This is a genomic window from Lentilactobacillus otakiensis DSM 19908 = JCM 15040 (assembly GCF_001434145.1).
GTDB classification, from domain to species: Bacteria; Bacillota; Bacilli; order Lactobacillales; family Lactobacillaceae; genus Lentilactobacillus; species Lentilactobacillus otakiensis.
Map to the genome: position 1 here is coordinate 88,495 of NZ_AZED01000003.1, position 24,150 is coordinate 112,644.

The window sequence follows — 24,150 nt, forward strand, 5'->3', positions numbered from 1 at the left end:
AATAATTAGTTCAATCAATGAATAGAATTACTAAATTAATGGGGATGACATCAATCATGAATACAAAGAATAAATTAAAGACAACATTATTAATTGCCGCTGGAGCGCTTCTCCTCGGCGTCACAGCGACTCAACCAACAACCACCAACGCAGCGACAACACCAACCACAACCAGTACAAAAACCGCCACCACCAAACACTACGATGCCCAAATCACGACACCAAAGTCCCTGGCCAGCGGCTACCAAATTTACTCCAACGTTCCTGGCGCCAAGAACACCACTGGCACAGCAACCACCACGACCGACAGCAGCAAATACAACAACCAATATGTCCGCGTGATGGCAACTCAGAAGTCTGGATCGACTACATATGCGCTGGTCCGCTATAACGGCAAGACGCTGGGCTGGATGAACGTTAACGGCCTGACACAGGTTTCCTTCAAGGCCGTCGCCCAAGCCACCATGCAGAAGTATAACGCCATTGGCAGCGTCCTGGTGTCACACAACAAGAGTCTCACGCCGACCGTCGTCAACAACGGCTACGCCAACATGCTTCACAGTAGCAACAATACCAGCGATGGCACGGTGTTGTATCCATTGGCTTCCTTGCAGAACACGATGACTGGCGCGCTGATTCAAAAGTTGTTCAACGCCAAACAACTCACACCGACAACTAAACTCAGCAAATTTTACCCACAAATCGCCCACAGCAAGACCATCACGATCCAGCAGCTGCTGACCATGACTTCGGGGATTACTGGCACGATCAAAGCGCCTGACGATCAGCTGACTGAACCACAGGCGTACACCAATGCCATCAAGACGCTGAATTCCACCGGCAAGACCAATTTCAAATACAGCGACATCAACTATGTCCTTTTGGCCGGCATCATCGCCAAAGTCACCGGCAAGACGTACACCCAAACACTCCAGTCTAAGATTCTCAACAAGTTGGGCATGAAGAATACCTTTATCGTCAACGACACCCAGCCGGACCTGACTGCGATCAAGGCGGTCAGCTATAATTCAACTAATGGAACGGATTATCAGAACTCACAGTCGGTTTCATACCCGGCCTTGTCCGCACTTCCGGGTGCCGGCAACGTGTTGACCACGCCAACCGACTATTACAAATTTATCCTTGGGATGCAGAACAGCAAGCTTTTGTCGGCAAAGAGTTATCAAAGCCTCACCAGTTACAGCACCAAATACTCTGGTGGGATGTATGTGAACCAGAAGGGTGTTAAATTCAACAACGGCACCTATACCGATACTGGGTTCAACACCAGCTACTATGCCTCAGACGGTAACCAGCATGTCGCTGTGACCTTCTTGAATCAGTCACCACTCAAGAATAATATGACCGGTGCGCAATTTGCCCAGAAGATGAATACGATTGCGACTTATTACTAATTTTAATAACTAAATAGTATTGCCAAAGCCCTTGATATCAGCGATTTCAACATTTGTGATTGCTTGATATCAAGGGCTTTTTATGTTCTGATTTTTACTCACAGACGCACTCTAACGATAACCCGAAAATTAACGTTTAACCTTCACACCTATTCCGAATCATTCACTGAAAATTAAAGAAAATGCCAAGAAACTAAAACTTAAATAAAGGGCTTTCAAAGTGGAGACAAAATAATTGCCAATTATGAGTTTCTGTTCATAATAGACGTAATCAATATTACTGAAATGTTACAGGACGTTTACAGCGGCATTTCGAATTTACAAAGAGGGGGCGGCGTGTATGAGACGGGGGCGCACTTACTTTTACATAATAGCGGTGTTGCTGGCCGTGATTGGCACTGTTGGCGGGGCCATGTACTGGCATCAAGAAGTTTTGCGGACGCAGCAGATTCACAAGCAGGCAGAGGCGCGCAAACAGGCGCAGGCACTCAGCTCGGAAGAAAGTCGGCGCCAGGCAAAGGTCAATCGGACGGCGCCCAAGCAGCTCAGCACCAAGTCGTCGAAGCAGACTACCAAGGTTACCAATTACCTGAAACGAAATCATTTTGTCGGCTCGGCATTGATCGTCAAGAATAATCGGATCATTTACCGGAAGGGCTTTGGCTATGCCAACTACGCGGCCCGCAAACGCAACACGGCCAAGTCAGAATACCAGATTCTCTCAATTCAAAAGTCGCTCACGGCGGTGATGGCGATGAAGTTGATCACGCAGGGCAAGTTGTCGTTGAATACGAAGTTATCCAAGTACTATCCCAAGGTCAAGAACTCACAGAACATTACCGTCCGCAACCTCGTTGACATGGATTCCGGCCTGGTGATGAACCAAGTTGGCTCCGATAAACTTTTAACTGAAAAGGACGTTGTCAAATACGCCACGGATCACGTGATTGCCAAATCGCCACAGAATCGTGATTGGTACCAGCCGGTTAACTTTGTCCTTTTGGCGGGGATTATTGCCAAGATTACCCACACTTCTTATGGCAAATATTTTGACAAGACCTTCACGAAGCCACTGCAGCTCAAAGGGACCGGTTTCGTCCAACATTGGGGCAATCGACCGAACCGCACATTGGGCTATCACTGGCTGAAATCGACTCAAATCAAGCAGAACTACGACAAACAATACCACGAGGCGGCCGCTTCGATGCAAAACGAACTGGGAACTGGTCAAGTGTTCATGACGACCTGGGATCTCTACAAGACTGAGCAGCACATCCTGCGGGGCAACATTATTCCCCAAGTGAGCGTCACGCTGCTGCATCAACCTGGTGGCAATGCCCCTTATGGTGGTGGCATTTATAACCAGAACAATGGCATTCGTTCCCACGGCATCGGCTACGGCTATGAATCCTCAATTTTTATTACCAGAAATGGCCGTTCCGGTGTTGTTCTTTTGAGCAACGATTACCGACCTGCCAACGCGATTCAAGATCTGGCATCAAAGCTATTTGACGACCTTGCCATTTAATTAAAATTTAAAGTGCATTTGATTGCAACTGGCACAAATGAGTATATGATATTGTTGAAAAATATAGTGATATATTTCACAAAGGAGATGGTTTCCATGCCATTAAAGGAATGGTTAAGTAAACCCATTGTTCAGTTCCTGCTCCACACCCTGGTCTACTTTTCGATCATGTTGATCCTATTTTATCTGTATGACTACAGTGGCATTAATCAAGCGAAATTCATCTACAACGATTTTTAAGGGGGGAGATTCATGTCCAAACATTTAATTCAGGTGATCGACGACTACGCGGAAACCAAAGGTGACCAAGTCGCATACGCCTACGATGGTGAGCAGTACACTTATACCGAGCTGAAGGCTTATTCCGATGCCTTGGCCGAGCACATTGACGCCATGAACTTGCCCCTCGGACAGCCAATCATTATCTTTGGCGGTAAGTCCTTCTCAATGATTGTGGCTTTCTTGGCGGCTGTCAAATCCGGTCATGCCTACATCCCGGTGGACATCAATTCACCCAAGGAACGGCTGGAAATGATCAACCAGATTGCCAAACCAGTGGCGGTGATCGCAACCGAAGAATTACCAACTCAGTTGGCCGACATTCCAGAAATCAACGCCAAACAACTCGAGCAGATTTGCCTTGAAAAAGTCGACTATCACCTGACGCACCCGATCACTGGTGATCAGACTTACTACATCATCTTTACCTCAGGGACAACGGGGATTCCCAAGGGCGTTGAAATCAGCTACAACAATTTGATCAGCTTCGTGGACTGGATTGTCGGCGATGAGTTCAAGCTGCCGGCTGACTTGCAAATGCTCCAGCAGCCCGCATACTCGTTTGACCTGTCCGTCATGAGCCTGTACCCGACGCTGTATCAAGGCGGCACGCTGCATGTCTTATCTAAGAAGACAACCGATAACTTCATCGTGCTCTTCACGGCCCTGCGGACGATGCCAATCAACGTGTGGGTTTCCACACCGTCATTCGTTGACATCTGCTTACTGGAGCCGACTTTTGATGAAGCTCACTATCCGAAATTACAGAATTTCCTCTTTTGCGGGGAAGAATTAACCCACAAGACCGCGGCAGCACTCAAGAAACGGTTTCCAGACGCCCACATATTCAATACGTATGGGCCAACCGAATCGACCGTTGCGATTACTGAAATTGAAATTACCAACGAAGTCCTCGATGAATATGAACGGCTGCCAATCGGCTACGTGAAGCCGGCCATGAATGCGCGGGTGGTCGATGAAAATGGCAGTTATATCACTGACGGCAAAAAGGGTGAGTTAGTAATTTATGGCGCCAACGTTTCCAAGGGCTACATTAATAATCCTGAGAAAAATGCGAAGGCCTTCTTCAAAATCGGTGACCAGCAGGCTTACCGAACCGGTGATATTGTCACCATGGCACCGGATGGCCTCCTGCGTTACTTTGGCCGCAAGGATTTTCAAATCAAACTCAATGGTTTCCGGATTGAACTTGAAGATGTTTCTGCGCTTGTCAGCAAGGAAGAACACGTCAAGCAGGCGGTCGTCGTGCCCAAGTACAATTCCCAGCACACAGTTTCCATGTTGATCGCGTACGTCGTGCCGGCAGTTCATCATTTTAAAACCAACCTGGAACTAACAGCCGCCATCAAGAAGAATTTGGCCGGGGACATGATGAATTACATGATTCCCCAAAAGATCGTTTATCAAAAATCACTGCCGTTGAGCTCTAACGGGAAGGTCGACATCAAAGCAGTGATCACGGCGGTTAATAGTCAATGAGATGGTACATTCCGTACGGCAACCCGACCTACTTCATCTGGCTGACGCTGGCGATTATCCCGTTAATGATCGGCTTGCTGTACGGCCGCCGGTTTCGAGGCTACCAGACCGTCATTTCACTGTTCTTCCTGATTTTGACGTTTGGTGGGCCGAATTGGAAAACCGGCATCTCACTGATTGGCTACCTGGTCTACCAAATGATTCTAGTGGGTCTCTATTCCCACTATCGGCAGCCGAAAGGGTCCCCAAATAAGGGATGGATCTTTATCACCGCTGTGGTCCTGGCAATTATCCCATTGGTGATCGTCAAACTAACGCCATTGTTCACACCTGGGCGCCAATCAATCATTGGCTTTATGGGGATTTCCTACATCACCTTCAAGGTTGTCCAAACGATTATGGAAACCCGCGATGGCATGATCAAAGAGTTTCATCCGGTTCTGTTCGGCCAGTTTCTATTATTCTTCCCGACGATTTCATCGGGACCAATTGACCGATATCGCCGATTTGAAGCCGATTACGCCAAGGTTCCTGTTCGAGACGACTACCTTAACATGATTCAAACGGGCGTCCGTTACGTATTCCAAGGCTTTTTGTACAAGTTCATCTTGGCCTACTATTTTGGGACGGTATTAATGCCCCAGATCCAAATGCGGGCGCTGATGGCCCACGGGTTTTCCTGGAACATTGTTGCCTACATGTACGCTTACAGCATGGACCTGTTCTTTGACTTCGCGGGTTACAGTTTGTTCGCCGTTGGCATTAGTTACCTGATGGGGATCAAGACGCCGATGAACTTCAATCAGCCGTTCAAATCCAAAAACATCAAGGACTTCTGGAACCGTTGGCACATGACGTTATCATTCTGGTTCCGGGATTACATCTTCATGCGGCTGGTCTTTTTCTGCATGAAGCACCACATTTTCAAATCACGGACGACCACGGCCAACGTGTGCTACGTGATTAACATGTTGATTATGGGATTTTGGCACGGCGAGACTTGGTTCTACATCACCTATGGCCTCTACCACGGCTTTGCGATGGTTATTAACGACACTTGGCTGCGGTTCAAAAAGAAGCACCAAAAATATATTCCCCATAATAAATTCACTGAATTATTTTCTATTTTTCTGACGTTTAACGTTGTCTGCTTCAGCTTCCTGATCTTCTCAGGATTCCTGAACACGCTGTTTTTCGCACCAAACCCATATTAAATTAAGAGGAGCTGTTCATAATGGATGATAAACAAACTGTACTAGATATTTTACAAGACTTAACTGGTGAGGACTTTTCAGACAATTTGGATGAGGACCTTTTTGCAAGTGCGTTGCTTGATTCAATGGGGACGGTTCAACTATTGCTGGACCTGCAGGATAAATTAGGGGTTCAGGCGCCCGTTTCAGAATTTGATCGAAACGAGTGGAACACTCCCGCTAAAATAATTGCGAAAGTTGAAGCAGCCAAATGAGCATGAAAAAGCGGCTCTTCATGATATTTGGGCCGATTTTCGCTGCGGCGCTGCTGATGCTGGCGGTGTTTTTATCACCACTGTGGTCGGGTTTCGATTACGTCAAACCCAAAGTGGAAGAAAATGCGGCCGCATCACTGTCGCCACAGGTTCTAAAAGGCCAATTGATTAAAAGAAACGCACTTGAAAATGGTTACGTCCCATTCTTTGGTTCCTCCGAATGGTCGCGGTTTGACCCGTTTCATCCGGCGGTGTTAGCCGCCAAGTATCATCGTGACTACCGACCATTCCTCTTGGGAGCGCGCGGCAGCCAGTCACTGACTCATTTCTTTGTGATGCAGTCGATTAACCCGCAACTGAAAAATAAAAAGGCTGTCTTCTTCATCTCTCCCCAGTGGTTTACGCCGGCTGGTGAGGATCCAAATGCCTTTTCGTATTACTATTCAACTTTGCAGACGACTAGCTGGATCGAACATGAGAGTGGCTCGAAGATGGACCGTTATGCGGCTTATCGCTTGTTGGAGATGCCCTCTGGGAGCTCGGATAAAGTGATTGCCGGCGCCTTAGCACGAATTGCGGCCGGCCTGAAGCCAACTTCCTCACAAATGTTTTATGTTGATGTGCGAAACCGGATTTTACTGAACGAAGATCAAATTTTTTCAAGGTATCGAATTCCATTTAATAATGAGGAAACGATTGCCAAAAACGGGCGGTTGTTGCCAGCTCAGTATAATTTTGCCAAGTTGGATCGACTGGCTGGCCAAATTGGGGCCAAGAAGACATCCTCCAACCAGTTCGGCATTTCTAATGTTTTCTGGAAGCATCGATTGAAGCCGCATTTTAAACAGCTCAAGGGATTTCAAACGAAGATGAGTTTTCTCAAGTCACCGGAGTATAGCGACTTTGAGTTGGTGTTGAACCAATTCGCTGACGATCACACCAAGGTGTTATTCATCATCCCACCGATTAATGCCAAGTGGCAAAAATACACCGGATTGTCGGCGAAAATGCTGAACCAATTTGACCAGAAGATTACTGAACAGCTCAAATCACAGGGCTTTAATCACATTGATGACCTGAGTCACGACGGTAACCAGCCGTACTTTATGAACGACACGATTCATCCGGGCTGGCGTGGCTGGCTCAAGATGGATCAAGCAATTCGGCCGTTTTTGACCAAGTCGGTTCCGGCCCCTCACTACCGGATCGACGATTATTACTATTCCAAAGAATGGCAGAATGAAAATGGAAGTGAAAGCAATCTTGACTACTAAATCAAAAGTTCGGACTGTGGTGCTTTTTTTGGCGGGAGTGCTGATAGTTGGTGGATACGCGTTACGGCAGCGATCGTTTGCCGCGTACAATCCGGTTACAGCTACCAGCAATCAACGTTACGACGCCCAGATTGTGAATCAAACCAGTTTAAAGAGCGGCTACAATTTGTATGCGAGTGGACCGTATAATACCAGCGCAGGAAATGTCCGGGCCGTTGCGAATGGCTCGAAATACAATAACGACTATGTCAGAGTCATGCAAACAAAGACCACCAAGACCGGTTCATATGCGCGATTGCGGTATTTCAATCAGTACTTGGGTTGGATGAACGTTCATGGCATCAAACGGGTGAGCTTTACCCAAGTCGCTCGGGGCACCATGCAACAATATGATGTGATCGGGACAGCGGCACTCGAACCCTACACCAATCAGCCACCGGTCATTGTCAGCACTGGTTATGCGGACAAGGCCCATGGTGTTTTGAATAGTGGTACCGGGTCGGTCGTGTATCCACTGGCGTCTCTGCAAAAAGCGATGACAGCAGTGATGATCCAGCAATTAATTGATGAAGGCAAACTGACGGCGTCAACTTTGCTGAGTAAGTATTACCCACAAGTGCCGTACAGCAGTAGTATCACGATTGCCCAGATGTTGGCGATGACCTCTGGGTTGGAGAATACTGACGCCACCCCTGCCAAACAGATGACCGAGGCCCAGGCATTTGCCAATATGGTGAAGAGCTTGGACTCAACGAATGATCACGCATTTTCTTATAGTGACGCAAATTATGTTTTGATGGCTGGGATAATTGCCAAAGTGACTGGCCAAAGCTATGCCGAGAATTTGGAAGATCGGATTTTGAATCCGGTTGGCATGAGCAATACGTTCATGGTTACCAGCGCCAAGCCGACGTTTAAGGATACCCTGGCTGTGAGCTATAAGAACAATGGCCGGCAGGATTATACCAGTCCGTCGAAGATGTCATATCCGCGGATGTCGGCGATTCCTGGTGCCGGCAATCTACTGAGTACGCCGAGTGATTATTACAAATTCATCATAGCAATCAGAAATGGCACTTTGCTGGATGAGGACCAACATAATGATCTGCTGGGATATGGGACGACCTATTCTGGCGGCGTGTATGTGACTCGCCCAGGCATATACTTCAACAATGGTTCATTTGGCGGTACTGGCTATCACACCGGATTCTTTGCCACCGATAATAATGAGCATATTGCCGTGGTATTCACGAACCAGACACCACTTGGCAGCGGAATTTCTGGGAAGAATTTTGTGGCTAAGATGTATAATGTGGCGACTTATTATTGATTATAATCATCAACTCAGCCCTGGAATCGGTGAATTTACCAGTTCTAGGGCTTTTGTCATGGCTGGAATTGAACAATAAAGACCGAATGAGCAACAAAATATTTTATTTCCTATTGCCATTTCGTCTAGATACCCGTATTATTCAGGTGGAAGTAAAAGGAGGTGAGATGACATGACCAAGATTTACGTCCAGCCAACCAACAAGGATCAAGATGTCAAACTGTCTGATGGCCACGAAGGTTATCTGCGTGTCGAACGCGAGCCCCACGGTTATCGGTATGACTTCGAATTTTCGGCCCATTACCACCATGGTTTTTGGTATGAAGGTCCGAGTTTGAAGAATGGGTTTGAGATCATGGTTCATACGATTGACGGCCCAGAAAAGTATCAAATTTTAGTCGGCTGATGGATTTATATATTATGACATTTGGGAAAATGTAATCATATATAAGGTCACCAATGCAGACAGTTTCCAATCAGGTTAGTAACCGGTATCCAAAGGAAGGACTGTCAGCTTTATGTTTTTATTGAAACTTGTCGCAATTTACGTGTTTAGCATTTTAGTTGCGATTACGATCAACGCCTTGTTATACGTTGAATGTTACCGTAAGTCTAAGGACGGTGTCTACCCGACTTCACTTCACGATATTTTTTATCGGCGGGAATAGAGATTGCTTAAGGACTAGTTGTTTCAAATAATAAACCGTTCAGCAGGTTAGATCTTGCTGGACGGTTTATTTTATTGTTTGTTCAAAAGGGTCTGCTGCTTTTTATGCTTAATTTCATGAATAATTTTGAGTGCTCGTTTACGGGTTTTGATATTTGGGCTATGCATTCTCCGACGTGCTGAAGCTAAGTCTTGTTTTTCCATCTTTTTCTCTCCTCACTATAAATGGTAATCATTACGATTTAAAAGTATGAACTTCTACCGGGGACTTTGTCAAGCCCATTTTAAAAATGAAAATGCAGAATTTGTGGACAACAAAAAAGCCAGGACAAAGTTACGCTTTTATCCTGGTCTCTATCTTCTGTCCAATTTTAAGGGTGATCAGTAAGTCAAATCTCCAACGAAACTGTTACCACTCAATTTGTTCAACTGCTTCAGGTGAAGCATTCATCTCATCATTCTTAACTTGCCCATCACCAATCTCGATGATGTGGTCGGCCATCGGCTTGATCATCCCGTTATGGGTGACGATGATGACATTTTTGTCGGTCTTGTGACTGAAATCTTGGAGGAGTTTTAGGATACTTTTACCGGTTTTGTAATCCAAGGCACCGGTTGGCTCATCACATAGTAATAAGTCTGGATTCTTGGCGATGGCTCGGGCAATGGCGACTCGCTGCTGCTCACCACCGGATAGTTGAGCCGGGAAGTTGTTGGTTCGTTTTGCCAAGCCAACATCCTTCATGACTTCAGGCACATCAAGTGAATCAGGTGAAATTTGTGATGCCAGTTCGACATTTTCCAAGGCGGTTAAATTTGGGATTAGGTTATAAAATTGGAAGACGAATCCTACTGATAGCCGGCGATAAGTCGTGAGTTGTTTGGGGGAGTAGTTAGAAATATCCTGACCATTGATGACCACGTCACCCTTGGTTGGCGTATCCATGCCACCTAAGATGTTTAATAACGTTGATTTACCAGCTCCGGAGGCTCCCACGATGATGGTGAGTTCTCCTTTTTTGATTTCAAAATTAATGTCGTCGTTAGCGCGGACTTCCTGTTCGCCGCTGCCGTAAATTTTGGAAACGTGTTTGATGTCGATGTATGCCATGATGTGCCTCCCGAATTGTTTTCCTTACCGATTATGATACTTGTGGTTTGAGGGGAAAGCAAACCAGGATTGCCTAGTTTAAGCAAAGAAAAAACTTCCAGCTAGGAAGTTTTTTAACTTACTTTTTTAATTTATGAATGACTTCTTTGAGTGATTCTTCAAACGTTGGCAGTGGGTGACCCAAAGCTGTTGGTAAGTCGCTTGAAGTTTCAGACAGATCGCCTTCACGGATCAACCTTTGCATGCCAACGATTCCAGCAGCTGCTTGTGGGCTGTAGCCGGTCGCAACCAAACGTTTCCGGTATTCGTCATCGGATAATGACATGACTTCAAAATCGTTGTCAGTGAGTACTTTGAGGGTCCGTGCGAGATCATCATAACTGTGTTGAGGTCCCGAGAATTCGTAAACCGTTTTCGGTTCATCGCTCAGTAATACTCGAGCGGCGGCTTCCGCGTACTCACGTTCCAAAGCCCAACCGACTCGACCTTCACCGGCGGAATAAACGAAAGGCTTGTTGTTGATTGCGGCAGGAATTTGCATCCGCTCATTTTCCAGATACCAGTTGTTTCGTAAGAATGAATAGCCGATTCCTGATTCACGAATAGCTTGCTCGGTATTCTTGTGGTCAATTGCCAATGGTGATTTGGCAGTATCAGCGTGTGGAAAACTGGTGTAGGCAATGAAGCGGACACCAGCCTTCTTGGCAGCGTTAATCACGTTTTTGTGCTGTTGAATTCGGCTGACTGCTTGTCCTGGAATTGACGAAATCAATAGTAATTTATCGACGCCCTTCAGAGACTTCTCTAATACTTCTTCAGAATCATAAGAACCTGGCCGGGCCTCAATTCCTGGAAACAATTTTTCGGCCTTCTCGGTGTTTCGAGCAAGTGCGATGATATCTCGATTATCAACATTTTCAGCCAGAACCTTGATGACTGTTTGGCCGAATTTTCCGGTGGCGCCAGTAACTGCGTATTTCATTATAATGAGCCCCCTTCAAGACTAATGAGTCAGTTAAAATTTCTCGTTAAGTTGATGTTACCAGCGATTGAAGAGGCTTACAAGGATTTGAACCTGTTAGTTTTTGGGTGAAAGTGTGCAATTAGTTCTGAAAACTATTCTGAATTCTATTATACTGAAATGAGGCCTTAGACGGAGAGCAAATGATGAATTATGATGTTCAGTATCAAATAGATCGGTTCGCATTGGTGGTTCTCGGTTTGCGTTTGGGAATGTTGACCTGAGCGATTAGTCCTATAATTAAGCTATACATAAAAAGAGGTGTTTCTCATTAATAAGACGATTATTAGAAATGGACTCCAAATTATCCTTGGCGCGTTCATATACGCGATTGCGATCAATGATTTCTTGATCCCTCATCAAATCGGTGAGGGTGGGGTCACTGGACTCACTACCATTGGTTACTACGCACTGAGTATTCCACCTGCAGTGACGAACTTCGTGTTAAACGGAATCTTGATGCTGGTTGGTTTCCGATTTTTGAGTAAGAAAACGGTTTGGTATTCGTTGTGGGCAATCGTGTGGATCTCGATTTTTCTAAAATTACCACGTTTCCTGAATTACCAGACAACGCAAACCATCATTCCAGCAATTGCGGGTGGCGTCTTGATGGGCATCTCAATGTGGATTATTTTCCGCGGTGAAGGTACCATTGCCGGCAGTACGATTTTGGCGAAGATTATGAATCGATACTTTGGCATGAAGAATGGCTCGGCAATGTTGATGTTTGACTTGTGTGTTGCCATCCCGTCGGTGTTCATTATTGGTTTCCAAAATATGATCTTGACAGTCATTGAACTCTACGTTTCTGCAGTGGTTTTGAATAGTTTGCTGTCGAGATTTGGTGCGCGAAAAGCAGTTACGATCATTTCAAACCAAACAGATGAGATTACGTCCGAGTTGTCAGAGATGCTTCACCAGGGAATTACGCTGATTAGTGCGAAAGGCTATTATCATCAGGAAAAGCGGCCGATTATTTATTTGATTTGTACGGACAAACAAGTTGCTCAAATTGTGCCGCTGGTTTCCAGTGTGGATCCGGACGCTTTTGTGGTGGTGGATAATGTGCACAGTGTCAAGGGTGAGGCGTTGGAGAAAATATTGTAATGGTCGTTCCTGATTTCAACTGAAAATCGGGAGCTTTTTTGATACTCAGTAAAATTTAATTTGAATAATTTGTCCATACGTGCTGTGTTGTCAACCGCTTTCACATACGGTACACTATTATTTGTTGAGCTATACACGATTAATCGCATAATTTTCGTGGTGGGGGATTATGGATTAGTAATCATATACTAGGCAGGACCAGTGAAAAAGCTGATCTATTTTGTGTTGTACTTATGAAAGGGGAAAAATATGGACGCGCAAGTTGAAAAACCCAAGAAGCATTTTAAGCTGAGAATGCCAGGCGCCTTCGTTATCTTATTCATTTTAACGATCGTCGCCGTCGCAGCTACATGGATGGTTCCTGCTGGTAGTTATTCTAAGTTATCGTATTCGCACTCATCTTTACAAGTAACCAATCCGCACGGGAAAGTGACCACTGTCCCAAGCACTCAAAAGGAACTGGATAAGCTGGGTGTCAAAATTAACATCAAGCAATTTACTTCAGGTGGAATTACTGCCCCAGTCTCGATCCCAAATACTTATCAAAGACTGAAACAGCGGCCGGCAAGTATCGGCGCTGTACCAACCAGCATGGTTGAAGGAACGATCGAAGCCGTGGACATCATGGTATTCATTCTGGTGCTTGGTGGTCTGATTGGTGTCGTTAAAGCCAGTGGGGCGTTTGAATCTGGCCTGCTGGCACTTACCAAGAAGACGAAAGGGCATGAATTTTTACTCATTTTCTTCGTTGCCGTTTTGATGGTCCTTGGTGGAACCTTATGTGGAATTGAGGAAGAGGCGGTGGCCTTTTACCCAATTCTAGTGCCAATCTTCATTGCTATGGGGTACGATTCGATCGTGTCTGTGGGCGCAATCTTCCTGGCGAGTTCGATCGGGACGTGTTTCTCGACCATCAACCCGTTCTCAGTGGTGATTGCGTCTAACGCAGCAGGAATCGACTTTACTCAAGGGCTGACAGAACGGATCATCGGCTGTATTGTGGCTGCCGGATTCGTTATCACTTATCTGCATTGGTATAGTAAAAAAGTTAAGGCCGATCCAAAATTTTCATATTCATATGATGATCGCGAAGAATTTAACAGTATGTGGGAAATTGCCCCGACAGGTGAAGACGGCAAGTCTAAATTCACTACTCGGAAGAAATTGATTCTGATACTATTCGTTATTACTTTCCCGCTGATGGTCTGGGGCGTGATGTCACAAGGCTGGTGGTTTCCAACCATGGCGGCATCGTTCCTGTCATTTGCGATTATCATTATGTTCCTGACCGCAACTGGAAAAAATGGGCTCGGTGAAACTGGTGTTGTCGATGCCTTTGTTAAAGGGGCTTCCAGTCTGGTTGGGGTTTCGTTAATCATTGGTTTGGCACGCGGAATTAACCTCGTGTTGAACAATGGTAAGATTTCGGATACTATGCTCGAATATTCATCGACACTGGTTGCGCACATGAGTGGGCCAATGTTTATCATTGTAATGCTCCTGATCTTCTTTCTATTGGGATTCATCGTTCCATCATCATCAGGCTTGGCTGTACTTTCAATGCCAATCTTGGCACCACTGGCCGACACAGTTAATATTCCACGATATGTGGTTGTAACTGCTTATCAATTCGGCCAGTACGCAATGCTGTTCCTGGCACCAACTGGGTTGGTAATGGCCACATTGCAAATGCTGAACATGAAATATTCACACTGGCTCCGGTTTGTTTGGCCAGTTGTTGTATTCGTGCTCGTGTTTGGTGGGGCACTGTTAGTGACTGAAGTCTTGATTAATTAAATCGTTTGAATGTACAAAAACACGCTGACATCCATCTTTGTCAGCGTGTTTTTTAAATTAAGATTACTTGGCTAATGTTCCCAACCACACAACCGATAACCATGGTGTTTAGCCCAGCGTAATGAAACATGGCGTTTTGCTCCAGCGTTACTCAATCCACGACAACCGCGTGAATAGTGATATTTCTTTCCATGATGCGGTGCGATCCAGACATATGTCGTTCTGGCTGAAACGTCCTTTGGTGGCAACGAAACTAATCCGCCACCCACGGTGAATGCGACAGCAACCGTTAAAGTTGCCTTTTTTAGCTTTAACATAAATTTCTCCCCGACAAATAATGTATGTGTGAAATATAGCACAAAGTATATTTTAGCATATTTTATTGCTGATTAATATCGTTAAACTGATATTAATATAAGGAGATAGAAATTAGTGTTCATCTATGATTCCACGCGCGTTTTTTCTCAATGCCGGCACCACTTCATCCTTGAACCATGGATGTTGCTTCATCCAGCCATAATTGAGCGGTGATGGGTGGACAAGAGGAAAATACTCGGGTAAATATTGATCGAAATGGCGCACCGTTTCGGTTAAATTTCGCTCACGTGACTTACCCAGATAATATTTTTGTGCGTATTGGCCAATCAATAATTTTACCTTGATATTTGGCATCAACGCCAGCAAAGGCGCGTGCCATTTTTCTGCAAATCCTTTGCGTGGCGGCAAATCGCCATGTGCACCTTTGCCTGGATAGTAGAAATCCAGCGGGAGAACGGCTATTTTGCCTGAACGGTAGAATTCATCTTTGCTTAGACCCATCCAATCCCGCAACCGATCCCCACTTGGGTCGTCCCAAAACACCATCGATTCTTGGGCTTTCCGGCTGGGTGCCTGACTAATGATGAGGATTTCAGCTTTGGGATCGACATGGTACAGAGGCAAGATACCCTGACTTGTGAATTGTTTGTTTTGTGGGTCCGCTTGAATTGCCTTAAAGATTGTCTTTGCGCTTTTCATAAAGTTCTCCCTCAAATACCTATCTACTTCTCAATTGTCCTCTAAATTTTTCCGAACGCAATGTTTTTCCAACTGCCAGCTTCCAAATTGAAGTAAAATATCAGTGATTAGGATTGACATGAAAGGTGGGCGTATCATGGATCCAAAAATCGTGTATTTCCTCTGTACTGGCAATTCATGCCGCAGTCAGATGGCAGAAGGATTCGGTCGAAAGTATCTTCCAGATGGTTATTTGGCGTTGTCGGCCGGCATTGAACGGCATGGGGTAAATCCTCTGGCCATTCAAGTAATGGCGGAATCCGGAATTGATATCTCGAATCAAACCTCTAAATTAATCGATCCCAAGATTCTTAATCATGCTTTTTTAGTGGTTACCTTATGCGACGATGCAGAAGAACGTTGCCCGGTGATGTCACCGCAAGTGAGACGGGCGCATTGGGGATTTCCTGATCCTGCGAAAGCCAATGGAAATGAGGCGGAAAGGTTGGCTGCTTTTCGGTCGGTTCGGGATGGCATTCAAAACAAAATAATTGAATTATCGTCAGGTTTATATAAATAAATGACATATTAATAAATGAAGTTCATTAGACCAAAAGGCCTGCATCCTGTAGAATAAATGTAACAAACAAGGAGGATGCAATCTTGAAAAATGTCTACTTTGACCATGATGGAAACGTCGATGATTTGGTGTCATTACTGCTGTTGCTGCAGATGCCCGAAGTTAATCTGACAGGGGTTGGGGTGATCGATGCCGACGGTTATATCGAAGGTTCGGTTCCAGCTTCAAGAAAAATTATTACCCGATTCGGCCATGGAGCCCAAGTGTCTGTGGCGGCGTCAAATTCGCGCGCAGTTCACCAATTTCCCAAGGAATGGCGGTTGAGCTCATTTTCATTTGATGCCTTCCCATTATTGAATGAGCATGGCGCACCAACAACCCCTTTAGCTGATAAACCGGCTCATTTGGACATGATCGACAAGCTCCAGAACACTGAAGGTAAAACCGATTTGGTCATGACTGGACCTTTGACGGATCTCGCGCGAGCACTTGAAGTTGATCCAACGATTGTGGATAAAATCGAGCGGCTCTACTGGATGGGTGGCACCATGCGGACTGAAGGTAACGTGCTCGAACCTAAACATGATGGCACAGCCGAATGGAATGCCTATTGGGACCCTGAGGCGGTTAAAACCGTTTGGGATGCTGATATTGAGATTCAGATGGTTGGGCTGGAAAGCACCAACCAAGTGCCGTTGAATGCTGATGTCCAGCAACACTGGGCAAGTCTGCGCCGTTATCCAATGATGGATTTGATTGGCCAAGGATATGCGCTGGTTTCTTCATATGAAGCTAACTCAACTTACTACCTGTGGGATGTATTGACGACGGTTGCCAGTCAGTATCCGGACTTGATCGAATCCAAAGATATTAAAGGTGATGTGCTGACCAGTGGTGATGGTGCCGGAAGAACCTTTGAAACCGACAATGGCCGGCTGATTAACTTGGTTACAAGCGTGCATGGCCAAGCATTCTATGATAAATTTGACGAACTTCTGACGGGTAAAGATGAATAGGCCTATTCGAATTGTGATGAATAACTTTATAAAATAAACCAAAAATGGCAGCTATTTCGTAACTAGAAATAGCTGCCTACTTATTTAATATGCCATTCATTTTCATTGTCCCTTAGTAACGGAGTTCCAGAATAGACGGTTGCTTTCACTGGTTTGCAAATTGCCAGCATCTTCAAACTTCTTTGCAAAAACCTTGTTGAACATCTTTTCCAATGTCTTCTTCATACGCGTGACCTCCTAATCAATATTTGAGTTGCAACGTCGTTAAATCAATGCACTAACGTTTCTCTCTTACAACTCTATCTTTAGTATAGGCCCTCAAAGATTACATTTGCAATGATTTGCTCATATTTCTGTAATAAATGTTGTGAAAATGCAATGGTTACGTTTTCATAACAATAAGACCATGTTTGAAAGCAAAATAAAAGACACAACGCCGCAAGCATTGTGCCAAGTGCCCCCACACTTTTCAAATCAATTCTCAGTTCAAACTTGAGTCATCCGTTAGTCACACACATCTATTGTGATCCCCAATGGTATTGAGCTTATACTCCCCGCGTCACGATAATTGATCGTAACATGTGAACCGATCAACGAATTATAAATAGTGATGATTGCGGTCATGCTGGTCGCGTTCACGCAGTTATTATACGATAATGTGAAATGGTATACAAGACTATTTTGTTTCTCCGTTGAAAATTATTCTTGCTTTCTTCTGGTAGAATAATTTTGATTGTTTTTTCGTATATACATTAAAGAATACAATACATTATGTTCGCCAAGTAACACAAAGTATTATATAATGTAAATACATTTTTAGGAGTAAGCACTTGTCAGTTCGAATTATGTATCTTAAGTCCTTTAATCGAATGCTAAAGAAGTTGGTCAAAGATCCAGATGCTGTGAAGAGAATGATTGAAGCCGATATCCAATATTTTGTAGATCAAAATCATGATACATTCCAGTTTCCCGACTCAGGCACAGGAATTGGAAATGTTTGGAAATTGCGGGTAGGTAAAAGACAGGAATATCGGGCAATTTATTATGTATCTTCCAAGATAAATACCATATTTTTTATTCTCATTTTTGCAAAACAAGATCAGGCGAATTTGACGCAACTTCAAGTAAAAGAGATTAGATCGTTAATCAAGCAACTGAAGCTTTAAGGGGGTGTCTAATATGAAAGACAAAGATTTTGAACAACTTAAGCAGGGATTTAAAGAAATTGCTGATATTGTGCATGGTAAAGACGTTCCTGGCACAGATGAAGTAATGATTAAGCCACGTGGAAAATCAACACCAATCAAACCCATTAATATTAATTTGAATTCCGTTGATATTACAAAGTTTAGATTATCGCTGAATATGTCCCAAGAAATGTTCGCAGATGTGATCGGCGTTTCCCCAAGTACTGTTAGGGCTTGGGAACAGGGGAAACGGCACCCGAACCAGAGTATTTTCAGGCTTATCACTTTAATTCAAAATGATCCCCAACGAATTAAGGAGCTTGTTAAATTAAAGGTAAATGCGTAACTACTCAAAAACGTCCGCCCATCATTAGAGCGAACGTTTTTATTTACTTATTCAACATTAAATTCCCAATTTCCAAGAAGTAACGATCTCCATAATTGCCATCACAACCATCGTTGCACCGAAGATCTGAAGCAAGACCAGAACAGTGCCAAACGGGTTGAATGCCAGCAAAATGCCGACCAGTATCAGCAGAATGCCATATAACACAAAGGGCATTGGGGAAACGTTGACATACTGGCGATGATTCAGTGCTGTGAAGACGTTTGAAACACCAGTAATGACCAAAACGATCCCTAAGATAAACGGTAAGAATGACAATAATGGTTCGGCCAGCAAGAAGACAATGACGGCGATGATCAGTTGGGTAATCCCGATTGCTAAACTGTAATCAGTTACTTCATTATTGGAACGTTGTCGCCATGCCGAAATCAGATTGATTACCCCGAAAACGATAAAGAATGCGGCAATCAAATTGATGGCAATGTTCAAAGTGCCGTGCGGGTCGAATAAGAAGAATAAGCCAAAGACTATGTACGCGATACTTTTGAGCCAAATATAATTTCTGATCTGATTAAGAAATGAATACATATGAATCCCCCTAAATATTTATATTACCTATATAATACTAGTCATAGGAATAAAACGACAGTATAGAGGTGCGTTATGCAATATCCAAACGTTCATTTAGCTAAATTTATCGATCGGCCCAACCGGTTCATTGCTCATTGCCGCCTAATTGAAACTGATGAGGTCGTCACGACGCACGTCAAAAACACCGGCCGGACAACCATTCTTCAACCTGGCGTGACGACAGCCCTTGTCCACAACGACAATCCGAGTCGGAAGACTGCTTATGATTTGGTGGCCGCCAAAAAGTACGATCGACAATGGATTAATGTGGATTCTCAAGCACCCAATAAGATTGTTAAAACCGGGTTGGAAACTAACTATATCAAACTCCCCGGTATTGAATCAATCGCGAATGTGATGCCGGAAACAACCTATTTAGATTCCCGGTTGGATTTTGCCGGGACCGATAACGGTGGCCACCCATTCTTCTTGGAGGTCAAAGGGGTTACTTTGGCCAATGAGGGGATTGCTGCCTTTCCAGACGCACCCACAACTCGTGGCCTCAAACATGTTCAGACACTGGAAAAAGCTGTCGATGATGGCTATTTGGCCTATTTACTATTTGTAATCCAAATGAAAAATATTCAAACAGTGACCATTGACCGCGATATCTTTGAGGAGCTGGCGGTTGAAATCGATAAAGCCCAAAAGAAGGGTGTCCACGTTATCGCCTATGACTGCAAGGTTGAGCCAGGTTCATTGGAATTGGATCAACCGGTGCCCTTTAACTTGAATCAGAAGTTTGTCAGTGACGGACTACCATCGTCAATTGGTCGTAAATGAACACGGCTTGCAAGTATTTTCAGCCGTGTTATCATAATAAGACATTGGTGCGAATGGAGAATTGTTGATCGCACGACGTGATTTTTGGAAGGAAGAAATTTTAAGAGTAATGGTAAGTAAAACACTGATTTTTGGCCACCGTGGCTATCCGCATATGTTTCCTGAAAATTCGTTAAAGGGCTTTGCCTATGCGATTGAGCATGGGATTGACGGCCTGGAATTTGACGTTCATTTGACGAAGGACAACGTGCCGGTCATTATGCACGACGAAAAAATCGACCGGACTACTGATGGCACCGGCGAAATTCGTTCATATACATTGTCAGAGTTACGCGAATTCCATTTGAGCGACGGTGAGACAATTCCAATGCTCAAAGAATTATTGGAGTTGGCGGATAATAAGCCAGTTCATATGAACTTGGAATTTAAAACCAATGAAATTCACTATGACAATATCGAGCAGATCGTCCTAGATATGATGAAACAATACACTTGGGTTTATCCTGTGATCTATTCATCATTCAACTTGGACTCACTAAAGATTGCTTATCAGATCGATCCAAACCAACAATACTGCTTTTTGTCATAACACGATATCAAGAACCCCCGCGAGTTAATGGCAAAGGAACATTTGGTGGGCTTGCACCTAAGCCACTATGTTCCCATGCGCCATGTTAAGGAACGGATTTGGACCGTTGATGATCCAAAGGTTCAAAAGCACCTGTTTGGCTTGAACGTTGCTGGAATTTTTACCAACAACTTTGAAGGTGCTGAGAAAATTAAGGCAAATAGTTTAGTATAATAACTTGTTTAAAAGAAGCATCCTTATTCGCTGATTGGCGTGATAAGGATGCTTTTTTCTACATCAATTTTGTAAGCTAAGTCAACCAAAGATTCCCCATTCAATGCTAAAATCGAGTCATAAGCACAACGGATTTTGTTGAGGGGGATGGATCAAATGAAACATATTATTCAGCAATTATTATTGGCGTTTGGTGTGATATTCATTTTTAGCATTGGGGGGTCAACATCGGCCTTTGCTGCCAGTGGCCTGGGTACCAGTACATCACCCAGTGCTTTTGGAAATGTTTATGAGGGCATGATGCTGGCTGATCGGATGTCGCCGACTAAGATCAAACCTAATTCACAAGCCAGTTTCGATATCATCTTGAAACCGCAAAATTCTGACGGGTATTTCCAAAAGGCCATGGATGTGAATGATCCAACCAAAACGGATTTCAAAAATTATTTAACGCCTGATCAAATTAAGCAGAACTATGGTCAGACCGCTGATGTGATTAACGGCTGGACATCGTTACTCAAGGAGAATCATTTAACGACCCATGTTTATAACAATGGGCTTGTGATCTATGTGAGCGGCAAGGCGAAGTATGTGGACAAGCTGTTCAAGACCAACCTGAATACTGCTACTTATCATAACGATCCTGTGCAATTTGGCGAATCCAAGCCTAACATTTCAAGTAATCTGAAAGATGCTGTTCTCGCAATTGTTGGGATGGCTGATCATAACAAAAAATTCTTTTTCCCGGATACTGATGTTTCCTTTGATGATAACGTACCGCTGATTCCCGATAAGCCAACCGCCAGTGCTTATGGCAATACCAGTACATTTGCAAAGAATTACGATGTGGATTCTTTATATAATCAAGGGTTAACCGGTAAGGGTCAAACCGTGGGAATTATTTCATTTGGTAATGTCACCACCAGCGATCTAACTCATTTTTGGAAACATGAGAATGCCAATGATTCTAAATCCCGGTTCAACATGGTCAAGGTAAAGGGCAACGTCTACAAAGGCGGACTTGATACTGGTAGTGATTCCGAAGCCACAATGGATGCCGAGTACGCTGGATCCGTGGCACCACAGGCAAATATCAATATGTATTACGCTGGCTCACCGATTCCGACCTTGATTAATCTGCTTAACGACTACTTAACCGCATATGATGATAACAACGTGACCTCGCTGTCTAGCAGTTGGGGAATCGGGCCGAACAACTATTTTCAAATTTTGGAAAAGATGAACTTGATTCCTTCGCAATATATTCAAGTATTGAACTTGGTATTGGCTCAAGCAGCTCTTCAGGGAATTTCTAACTTTGTGGCCGCCGGGGATAACGGCGCCCTCAACTACACCATTGTTGGGGTTTCCGGCAAGAACGTCATGATGGATCGATCCATCTCTGACGTCGATCCATACGTTTCCAGTCCCTGGGTAACCTCTGCCGGTGGCACAACTGCAGCGTTCCGAAAGCACGTGTTGGTTAATGACAAGGTTGTCGGCACCATTGAAGCCACCAAGGAACGAAGCTGGGGAACCGATTATTACTGGTCGTTTCTACGTTCTTATCCAAACTATCTGCTCAATATGCCTGAAAATTGGAATGACATTCTCGGCGGCGGTGGCGGTGGATTTGGTCACGCTTATCAAACACCTTCATACCAAGAGGGTGTTCCTGGTGTGAACACCTTCAATGCCCGAGAGTATTTGTCACAATTAAGTCAGCCTGTTTATGACAGTACACTGATTCATGGAACTGATACTGGGAGAAACTACCCGGACATTTCAGCAAATGCCGACGTGACAACGGGATATCTGACATACCAAAAGAGCAGCGGCTGGAACGTCAGTGGCGGAACTAGTATCGTTACACCGCAGTTTGCCGGTGTCGCAGCTTTGATTAACAGTAAGTCTGGCAACTCAAGAATGGGTTTCTGGAATCCACAACTGTATCAATTAGCAACCAAGGATAATTCACCACTGCATCCGCTGAATGACACTGAGAATAATTCAAATCTGTATTATACCGGGCAACCGAACACCGTTTATAATCAAGCGAGCGGGCTTGGAACGGTTGATTTTGGGAAGTTGTTGGATGTTTATAAGTAAATACGGAAAGGCCTCACCGTTGGATTTACGATGAGGCCTTTTGTGTTATATGAAATTTGATTATGAAAGTTTGCAATGTAACGCAACTTGGTTTGTGATATTACATTTTTATATATGGTTTCCCAAATACAGCTAATAGAAAGCTTGTCGTGAGGATAGCAACTCCGATCGCTTCGCCAAGTCCCTCAGCGAAATTGGCTTTAGGCTGATGGATAAGTATGGCTGTTAGTGCTATTACAAACCCCACAATTACTATAAACGTGGATAAATATATTTTTTTGAGAGCAAAACGATGTGAATCGAAATAACTAAGCAAAAATGCCAAATTGAATATTAGAAGAAGTGGGGCATATTTCAAGTTAGCATTAAAGAGGTTTGTGAAATTCAGAAGAGTCAGAAATAGCAAAAAGACGTTCAAATAGTAACTCACACTCCCACGAATAAAATTATAGTGTACGGCTGTACTCTTTTTTTTGTAATGATTAATCATTGATAAATCCTCCCTTAATAATGTATCGAGGGTTATTTGATAAATGTCACTTAGGTGTACCAAGGCCTCAATGTATGGTAACTGCGTCCAGTTTCCCAGCTTGAGATTGTCTTACGTGAAACATGAAGCATTCCTGCGACTTCATTTTGTGTTAATAATTGATCTTGTCTAGCTTCTTTGATCTTAGTACCAAAGTCCATTTATCATCACCTCTGGTTTCCAATATATTATCAACGGACGGATGCCACAAGCTGAGAATTGTAGCCATCGCAAACCTTAGTTGATATGGTTTGCGATGAGTGCGTGATGCAGTTATCTTATAGATACGAAAAAAGTTGCTTCTATTCTACCTGAAATTAGAAACAGCTCTTCGTGGCTTTATTACTCATTCTTCATCGTCCACATATTTTAAAATATCTCCTGGCTGACAGTTTAATGCTTTACAGATTTTCTCCAAAGTGCTGAAACGAATTGCCTTTGCCTTGCCAGTTTTGAGAATCGAGACATTGGTTGGGGTAATCCCAACTTTTTTGCGAGGTCGCCAGTAGAAATATTTCGCTCCGCCATGACCACATTTAACGTAATTTTTATCAAGATAGATTCCCCCGATTTTACACAGTTAATTCGTTTTCTTGTTTAATCTTCTGACTTATATTCAATTTTTACATAGCTCCAAATATCTTTACCTGCAATTTACATTAACGAAACTCTGAT

The 24,150-nt window shown here is 44.0% G+C and carries 27 protein-coding genes and 2 pseudogenes; 19 read left to right on the forward strand and 10 right to left on the reverse strand.

Annotated elements, in window-relative coordinates; genetic code table 11:
- Nucleotides 1-56 precede the first annotated feature (56 nt).
- The 10 genes from FD05_RS00805 to FD05_RS11600 all read left to right on the forward strand — a co-directional run bounded on the left by FD05_RS00805 (nucleotide 57) and on the right by FD05_RS11600 (nucleotide 9,462).
- Nucleotides 57-1,415, forward strand: coding sequence for a serine hydrolase domain-containing protein (locus tag FD05_RS00805; protein WP_039933046.1), 1,359 nt, complete (start codon nucleotides 57-59; stop codon nucleotides 1,413-1,415).
- 340 nt (nucleotides 1,416-1,755) lie between these two features.
- The gene (locus FD05_RS00810; protein WP_039933048.1) at nucleotides 1,756-2,943 is read left to right on the forward strand and encodes a serine hydrolase domain-containing protein; all 1,188 of its coding nucleotides are present in this window, start codon (nucleotides 1,756-1,758) and stop codon (nucleotides 2,941-2,943) included.
- A gap of 96 nt (nucleotides 2,944-3,039) precedes the next feature.
- Nucleotides 3,040-3,183 (forward strand): teichoic acid D-Ala incorporation-associated protein DltX, encoded by a 144-nt coding sequence (locus FD05_RS00815; RefSeq protein ID WP_020281521.1) that lies wholly within the window; start codon nucleotides 3,040-3,042, stop codon nucleotides 3,181-3,183.
- Between the two features lie 12 nt (nucleotides 3,184-3,195).
- Entirely contained in the window at nucleotides 3,196-4,722 is a 1,527-nt protein-coding gene (dltA, locus tag FD05_RS00820; RefSeq protein WP_020281522.1) for a D-alanine--poly(phosphoribitol) ligase subunit DltA, read from the forward strand.
- The gene (gene dltB / locus FD05_RS00825; RefSeq protein WP_020281523.1) at nucleotides 4,719-5,936 is read left to right on the forward strand and encodes a D-alanyl-lipoteichoic acid biosynthesis protein DltB; all 1,218 of its coding nucleotides are present in this window, start codon (nucleotides 4,719-4,721) and stop codon (nucleotides 5,934-5,936) included. The genes dltA and dltB overlap by 4 nt, the downstream gene beginning before the upstream one ends.
- 20 nt (nucleotides 5,937-5,956) lie before the next feature.
- Nucleotides 5,957-6,190: a D-alanine--poly(phosphoribitol) ligase subunit DltC gene (gene dltC, locus FD05_RS00830; RefSeq protein ID WP_020281524.1), complete on the forward strand. Its 234-nt coding sequence runs from the start codon at nucleotides 5,957-5,959 to the stop codon at nucleotides 6,188-6,190.
- A complete protein-coding gene (dltD, locus tag FD05_RS00835) occupies nucleotides 6,187-7,464 on the forward strand; it encodes a D-alanyl-lipoteichoic acid biosynthesis protein DltD (protein WP_020281525.1) in 1,278 nt (425 codons plus the stop codon). The genes dltC and dltD overlap by 4 nt, the downstream gene beginning before the upstream one ends.
- Nucleotides 7,430-8,794, forward strand: a complete 1,365-nt coding sequence (locus FD05_RS00840) for a serine hydrolase domain-containing protein (RefSeq protein WP_223602549.1) — start codon at nucleotides 7,430-7,432, stop codon at nucleotides 8,792-8,794. The genes dltD and FD05_RS00840 overlap by 35 nt, the downstream gene beginning before the upstream one ends.
- Nucleotides 8,795-8,966: 172 nt before the next feature.
- On the forward strand, nucleotides 8,967-9,200 hold the full coding sequence (locus FD05_RS00850) for a hypothetical protein (protein ID WP_020281527.1): 234 nt from the start codon (nucleotides 8,967-8,969) through the stop codon (nucleotides 9,198-9,200).
- Between the two features lie 112 nt (nucleotides 9,201-9,312).
- The gene (locus FD05_RS11600; protein ID WP_020281528.1) at nucleotides 9,313-9,462 is read left to right on the forward strand and encodes a hypothetical protein; all 150 of its coding nucleotides are present in this window, start codon (nucleotides 9,313-9,315) and stop codon (nucleotides 9,460-9,462) included.
- 71 nt (nucleotides 9,463-9,533) lie between these two features.
- Here the strand turns inward: FD05_RS11600 and FD05_RS11605 are convergent, their stop codons facing one another.
- The 3 genes from FD05_RS11605 to FD05_RS00860 form a co-directional block, all read right to left on the reverse strand.
- Nucleotides 9,534-9,665 carry a putative metal homeostasis protein gene (locus FD05_RS11605; RefSeq protein WP_020281529.1) on the reverse strand — a complete coding sequence of 44 codons (132 nt, stop codon included), beginning with the start codon at nucleotides 9,663-9,665 and terminating at the stop codon, nucleotides 9,534-9,536.
- A gap of 205 nt (nucleotides 9,666-9,870) precedes the next feature.
- Complete coding sequence (locus FD05_RS00855) at nucleotides 9,871-10,572, reverse strand: ABC transporter ATP-binding protein (RefSeq protein WP_020281531.1); 702 nt, start codon at nucleotides 10,570-10,572, stop codon at nucleotides 9,871-9,873.
- Nucleotides 10,573-10,690: 118 nt separating this feature from the next.
- Nucleotides 10,691-11,554 (reverse strand): SDR family oxidoreductase, encoded by an 864-nt coding sequence (locus FD05_RS00860; protein ID WP_020281532.1) that lies wholly within the window; start codon nucleotides 11,552-11,554, stop codon nucleotides 10,691-10,693.
- Between the two features lie 300 nt (nucleotides 11,555-11,854).
- On the opposite strand from FD05_RS00860, the gene FD05_RS00865 reads away from it, so the two are divergent.
- Together FD05_RS00865 and FD05_RS00870 are read left to right on the forward strand one after the other, a co-directional pair.
- Nucleotides 11,855-12,700 (forward strand): YitT family protein, encoded by an 846-nt coding sequence (locus tag FD05_RS00865; RefSeq protein ID WP_039933052.1) that lies wholly within the window; start codon nucleotides 11,855-11,857, stop codon nucleotides 12,698-12,700.
- A 249-nt stretch (nucleotides 12,701-12,949) separates the two neighbouring features.
- Nucleotides 12,950-14,497 (forward strand): YfcC family protein, encoded by a 1,548-nt coding sequence (locus FD05_RS00870; RefSeq protein WP_020281534.1) that lies wholly within the window; start codon nucleotides 12,950-12,952, stop codon nucleotides 14,495-14,497.
- Nucleotides 14,498-14,568: 71 nt separating this feature from the next.
- Here FD05_RS00870 and FD05_RS00875 read toward each other — a convergent pair whose 3' ends face one another.
- Entirely contained in the window at nucleotides 14,569-14,814 is a 246-nt protein-coding gene (locus FD05_RS00875; protein WP_020281535.1) for a hypothetical protein, read from the reverse strand.
- Nucleotides 14,815-14,926: 112 nt separating this feature from the next.
- Complete coding sequence (locus FD05_RS00880) at nucleotides 14,927-15,514, reverse strand: uracil-DNA glycosylase family protein (RefSeq protein WP_020281536.1); 588 nt, start codon at nucleotides 15,512-15,514, stop codon at nucleotides 14,927-14,929.
- Nucleotides 15,515-15,650: 136 nt separating this feature from the next.
- Between FD05_RS00880 and arsC the strand changes: the two genes are divergently transcribed.
- Both arsC and FD05_RS00890 read left to right on the forward strand, forming a co-directional pair.
- Nucleotides 15,651-16,073 (forward strand): arsenate reductase (thioredoxin), encoded by a 423-nt coding sequence (gene arsC, locus FD05_RS00885; RefSeq protein ID WP_202803991.1) that lies wholly within the window; start codon nucleotides 15,651-15,653, stop codon nucleotides 16,071-16,073.
- 83 nt (nucleotides 16,074-16,156) lie between these two features.
- Nucleotides 16,157-17,089: a nucleoside hydrolase gene (locus FD05_RS00890; protein WP_020281538.1), complete on the forward strand. Its 933-nt coding sequence runs from the start codon at nucleotides 16,157-16,159 to the stop codon at nucleotides 17,087-17,089.
- Between the two features lie 102 nt (nucleotides 17,090-17,191).
- On the opposite strand, the gene FD05_RS11875 is transcribed toward FD05_RS00890, so the two are convergent.
- Entirely contained in the window at nucleotides 17,192-17,314 is a 123-nt protein-coding gene (locus FD05_RS11875; protein ID WP_020281539.1) for a hypothetical protein, read from the reverse strand.
- A 605-nt stretch (nucleotides 17,315-17,919) separates the two neighbouring features.
- On the opposite strand from FD05_RS11875, the gene FD05_RS00895 reads away from it, so the two are divergent.
- The gene (locus FD05_RS00895) at nucleotides 17,920-18,255 is read left to right on the forward strand and encodes a type II toxin-antitoxin system RelE/ParE family toxin (protein WP_020281540.1); all 336 of its coding nucleotides are present in this window, start codon (nucleotides 17,920-17,922) and stop codon (nucleotides 18,253-18,255) included.
- Nucleotides 18,256-18,268: 13 nt separating this feature from the next.
- Nucleotides 18,269-18,622, forward strand: a complete 354-nt coding sequence (locus tag FD05_RS00900) for a helix-turn-helix domain-containing protein (RefSeq protein ID WP_020281541.1) — start codon at nucleotides 18,269-18,271, stop codon at nucleotides 18,620-18,622.
- Between the two features lie 57 nt (nucleotides 18,623-18,679).
- On the opposite strand, the gene FD05_RS00905 is transcribed toward FD05_RS00900, so the two are convergent.
- Complete coding sequence (locus FD05_RS00905) at nucleotides 18,680-19,210, reverse strand: DUF308 domain-containing protein (protein ID WP_039933054.1); 531 nt, start codon at nucleotides 19,208-19,210, stop codon at nucleotides 18,680-18,682.
- 75 nt (nucleotides 19,211-19,285) lie between these two features.
- Between FD05_RS00905 and sfsA the strand changes: the two genes are divergently transcribed.
- From sfsA to FD05_RS00920, 3 genes and pseudogenes are all read left to right on the forward strand, one after another.
- Entirely contained in the window at nucleotides 19,286-20,035 is a 750-nt protein-coding gene (gene sfsA, locus FD05_RS00910; protein WP_020281543.1) for a DNA/RNA nuclease SfsA, read from the forward strand.
- Between the two features lie 109 nt (nucleotides 20,036-20,144).
- A pseudogene (locus FD05_RS00915) lies at nucleotides 20,145-20,837 on the forward strand (glycerophosphodiester phosphodiesterase).
- Nucleotides 20,838-20,993: 156 nt separating this feature from the next.
- On the forward strand, nucleotides 20,994-22,946 hold the full coding sequence (locus tag FD05_RS00920; protein WP_039933056.1) for a S53 family peptidase: 1,953 nt from the start codon (nucleotides 20,994-20,996) through the stop codon (nucleotides 22,944-22,946).
- A gap of 100 nt (nucleotides 22,947-23,046) precedes the next feature.
- Here FD05_RS00920 and FD05_RS00925 read toward each other — a convergent pair whose 3' ends face one another.
- From FD05_RS00925 to FD05_RS11435, 3 genes and pseudogenes are all read right to left on the reverse strand, one after another.
- Nucleotides 23,047-23,436 carry a hypothetical protein gene (locus tag FD05_RS00925; protein WP_051990631.1) on the reverse strand — a complete coding sequence of 130 codons (390 nt, stop codon included), beginning with the start codon at nucleotides 23,434-23,436 and terminating at the stop codon, nucleotides 23,047-23,049.
- A gap of 50 nt (nucleotides 23,437-23,486) precedes the next feature.
- Complete coding sequence (locus tag FD05_RS11430; protein ID WP_020281547.1) at nucleotides 23,487-23,636, reverse strand: helix-turn-helix transcriptional regulator; 150 nt, start codon at nucleotides 23,634-23,636, stop codon at nucleotides 23,487-23,489.
- 185 nt (nucleotides 23,637-23,821) lie between these two features.
- Nucleotides 23,822-24,003: pseudogene (locus tag FD05_RS11435) on the reverse strand (helix-turn-helix domain-containing protein).
- Between the last annotated feature and the right edge of the window lie 147 nt (nucleotides 24,004-24,150).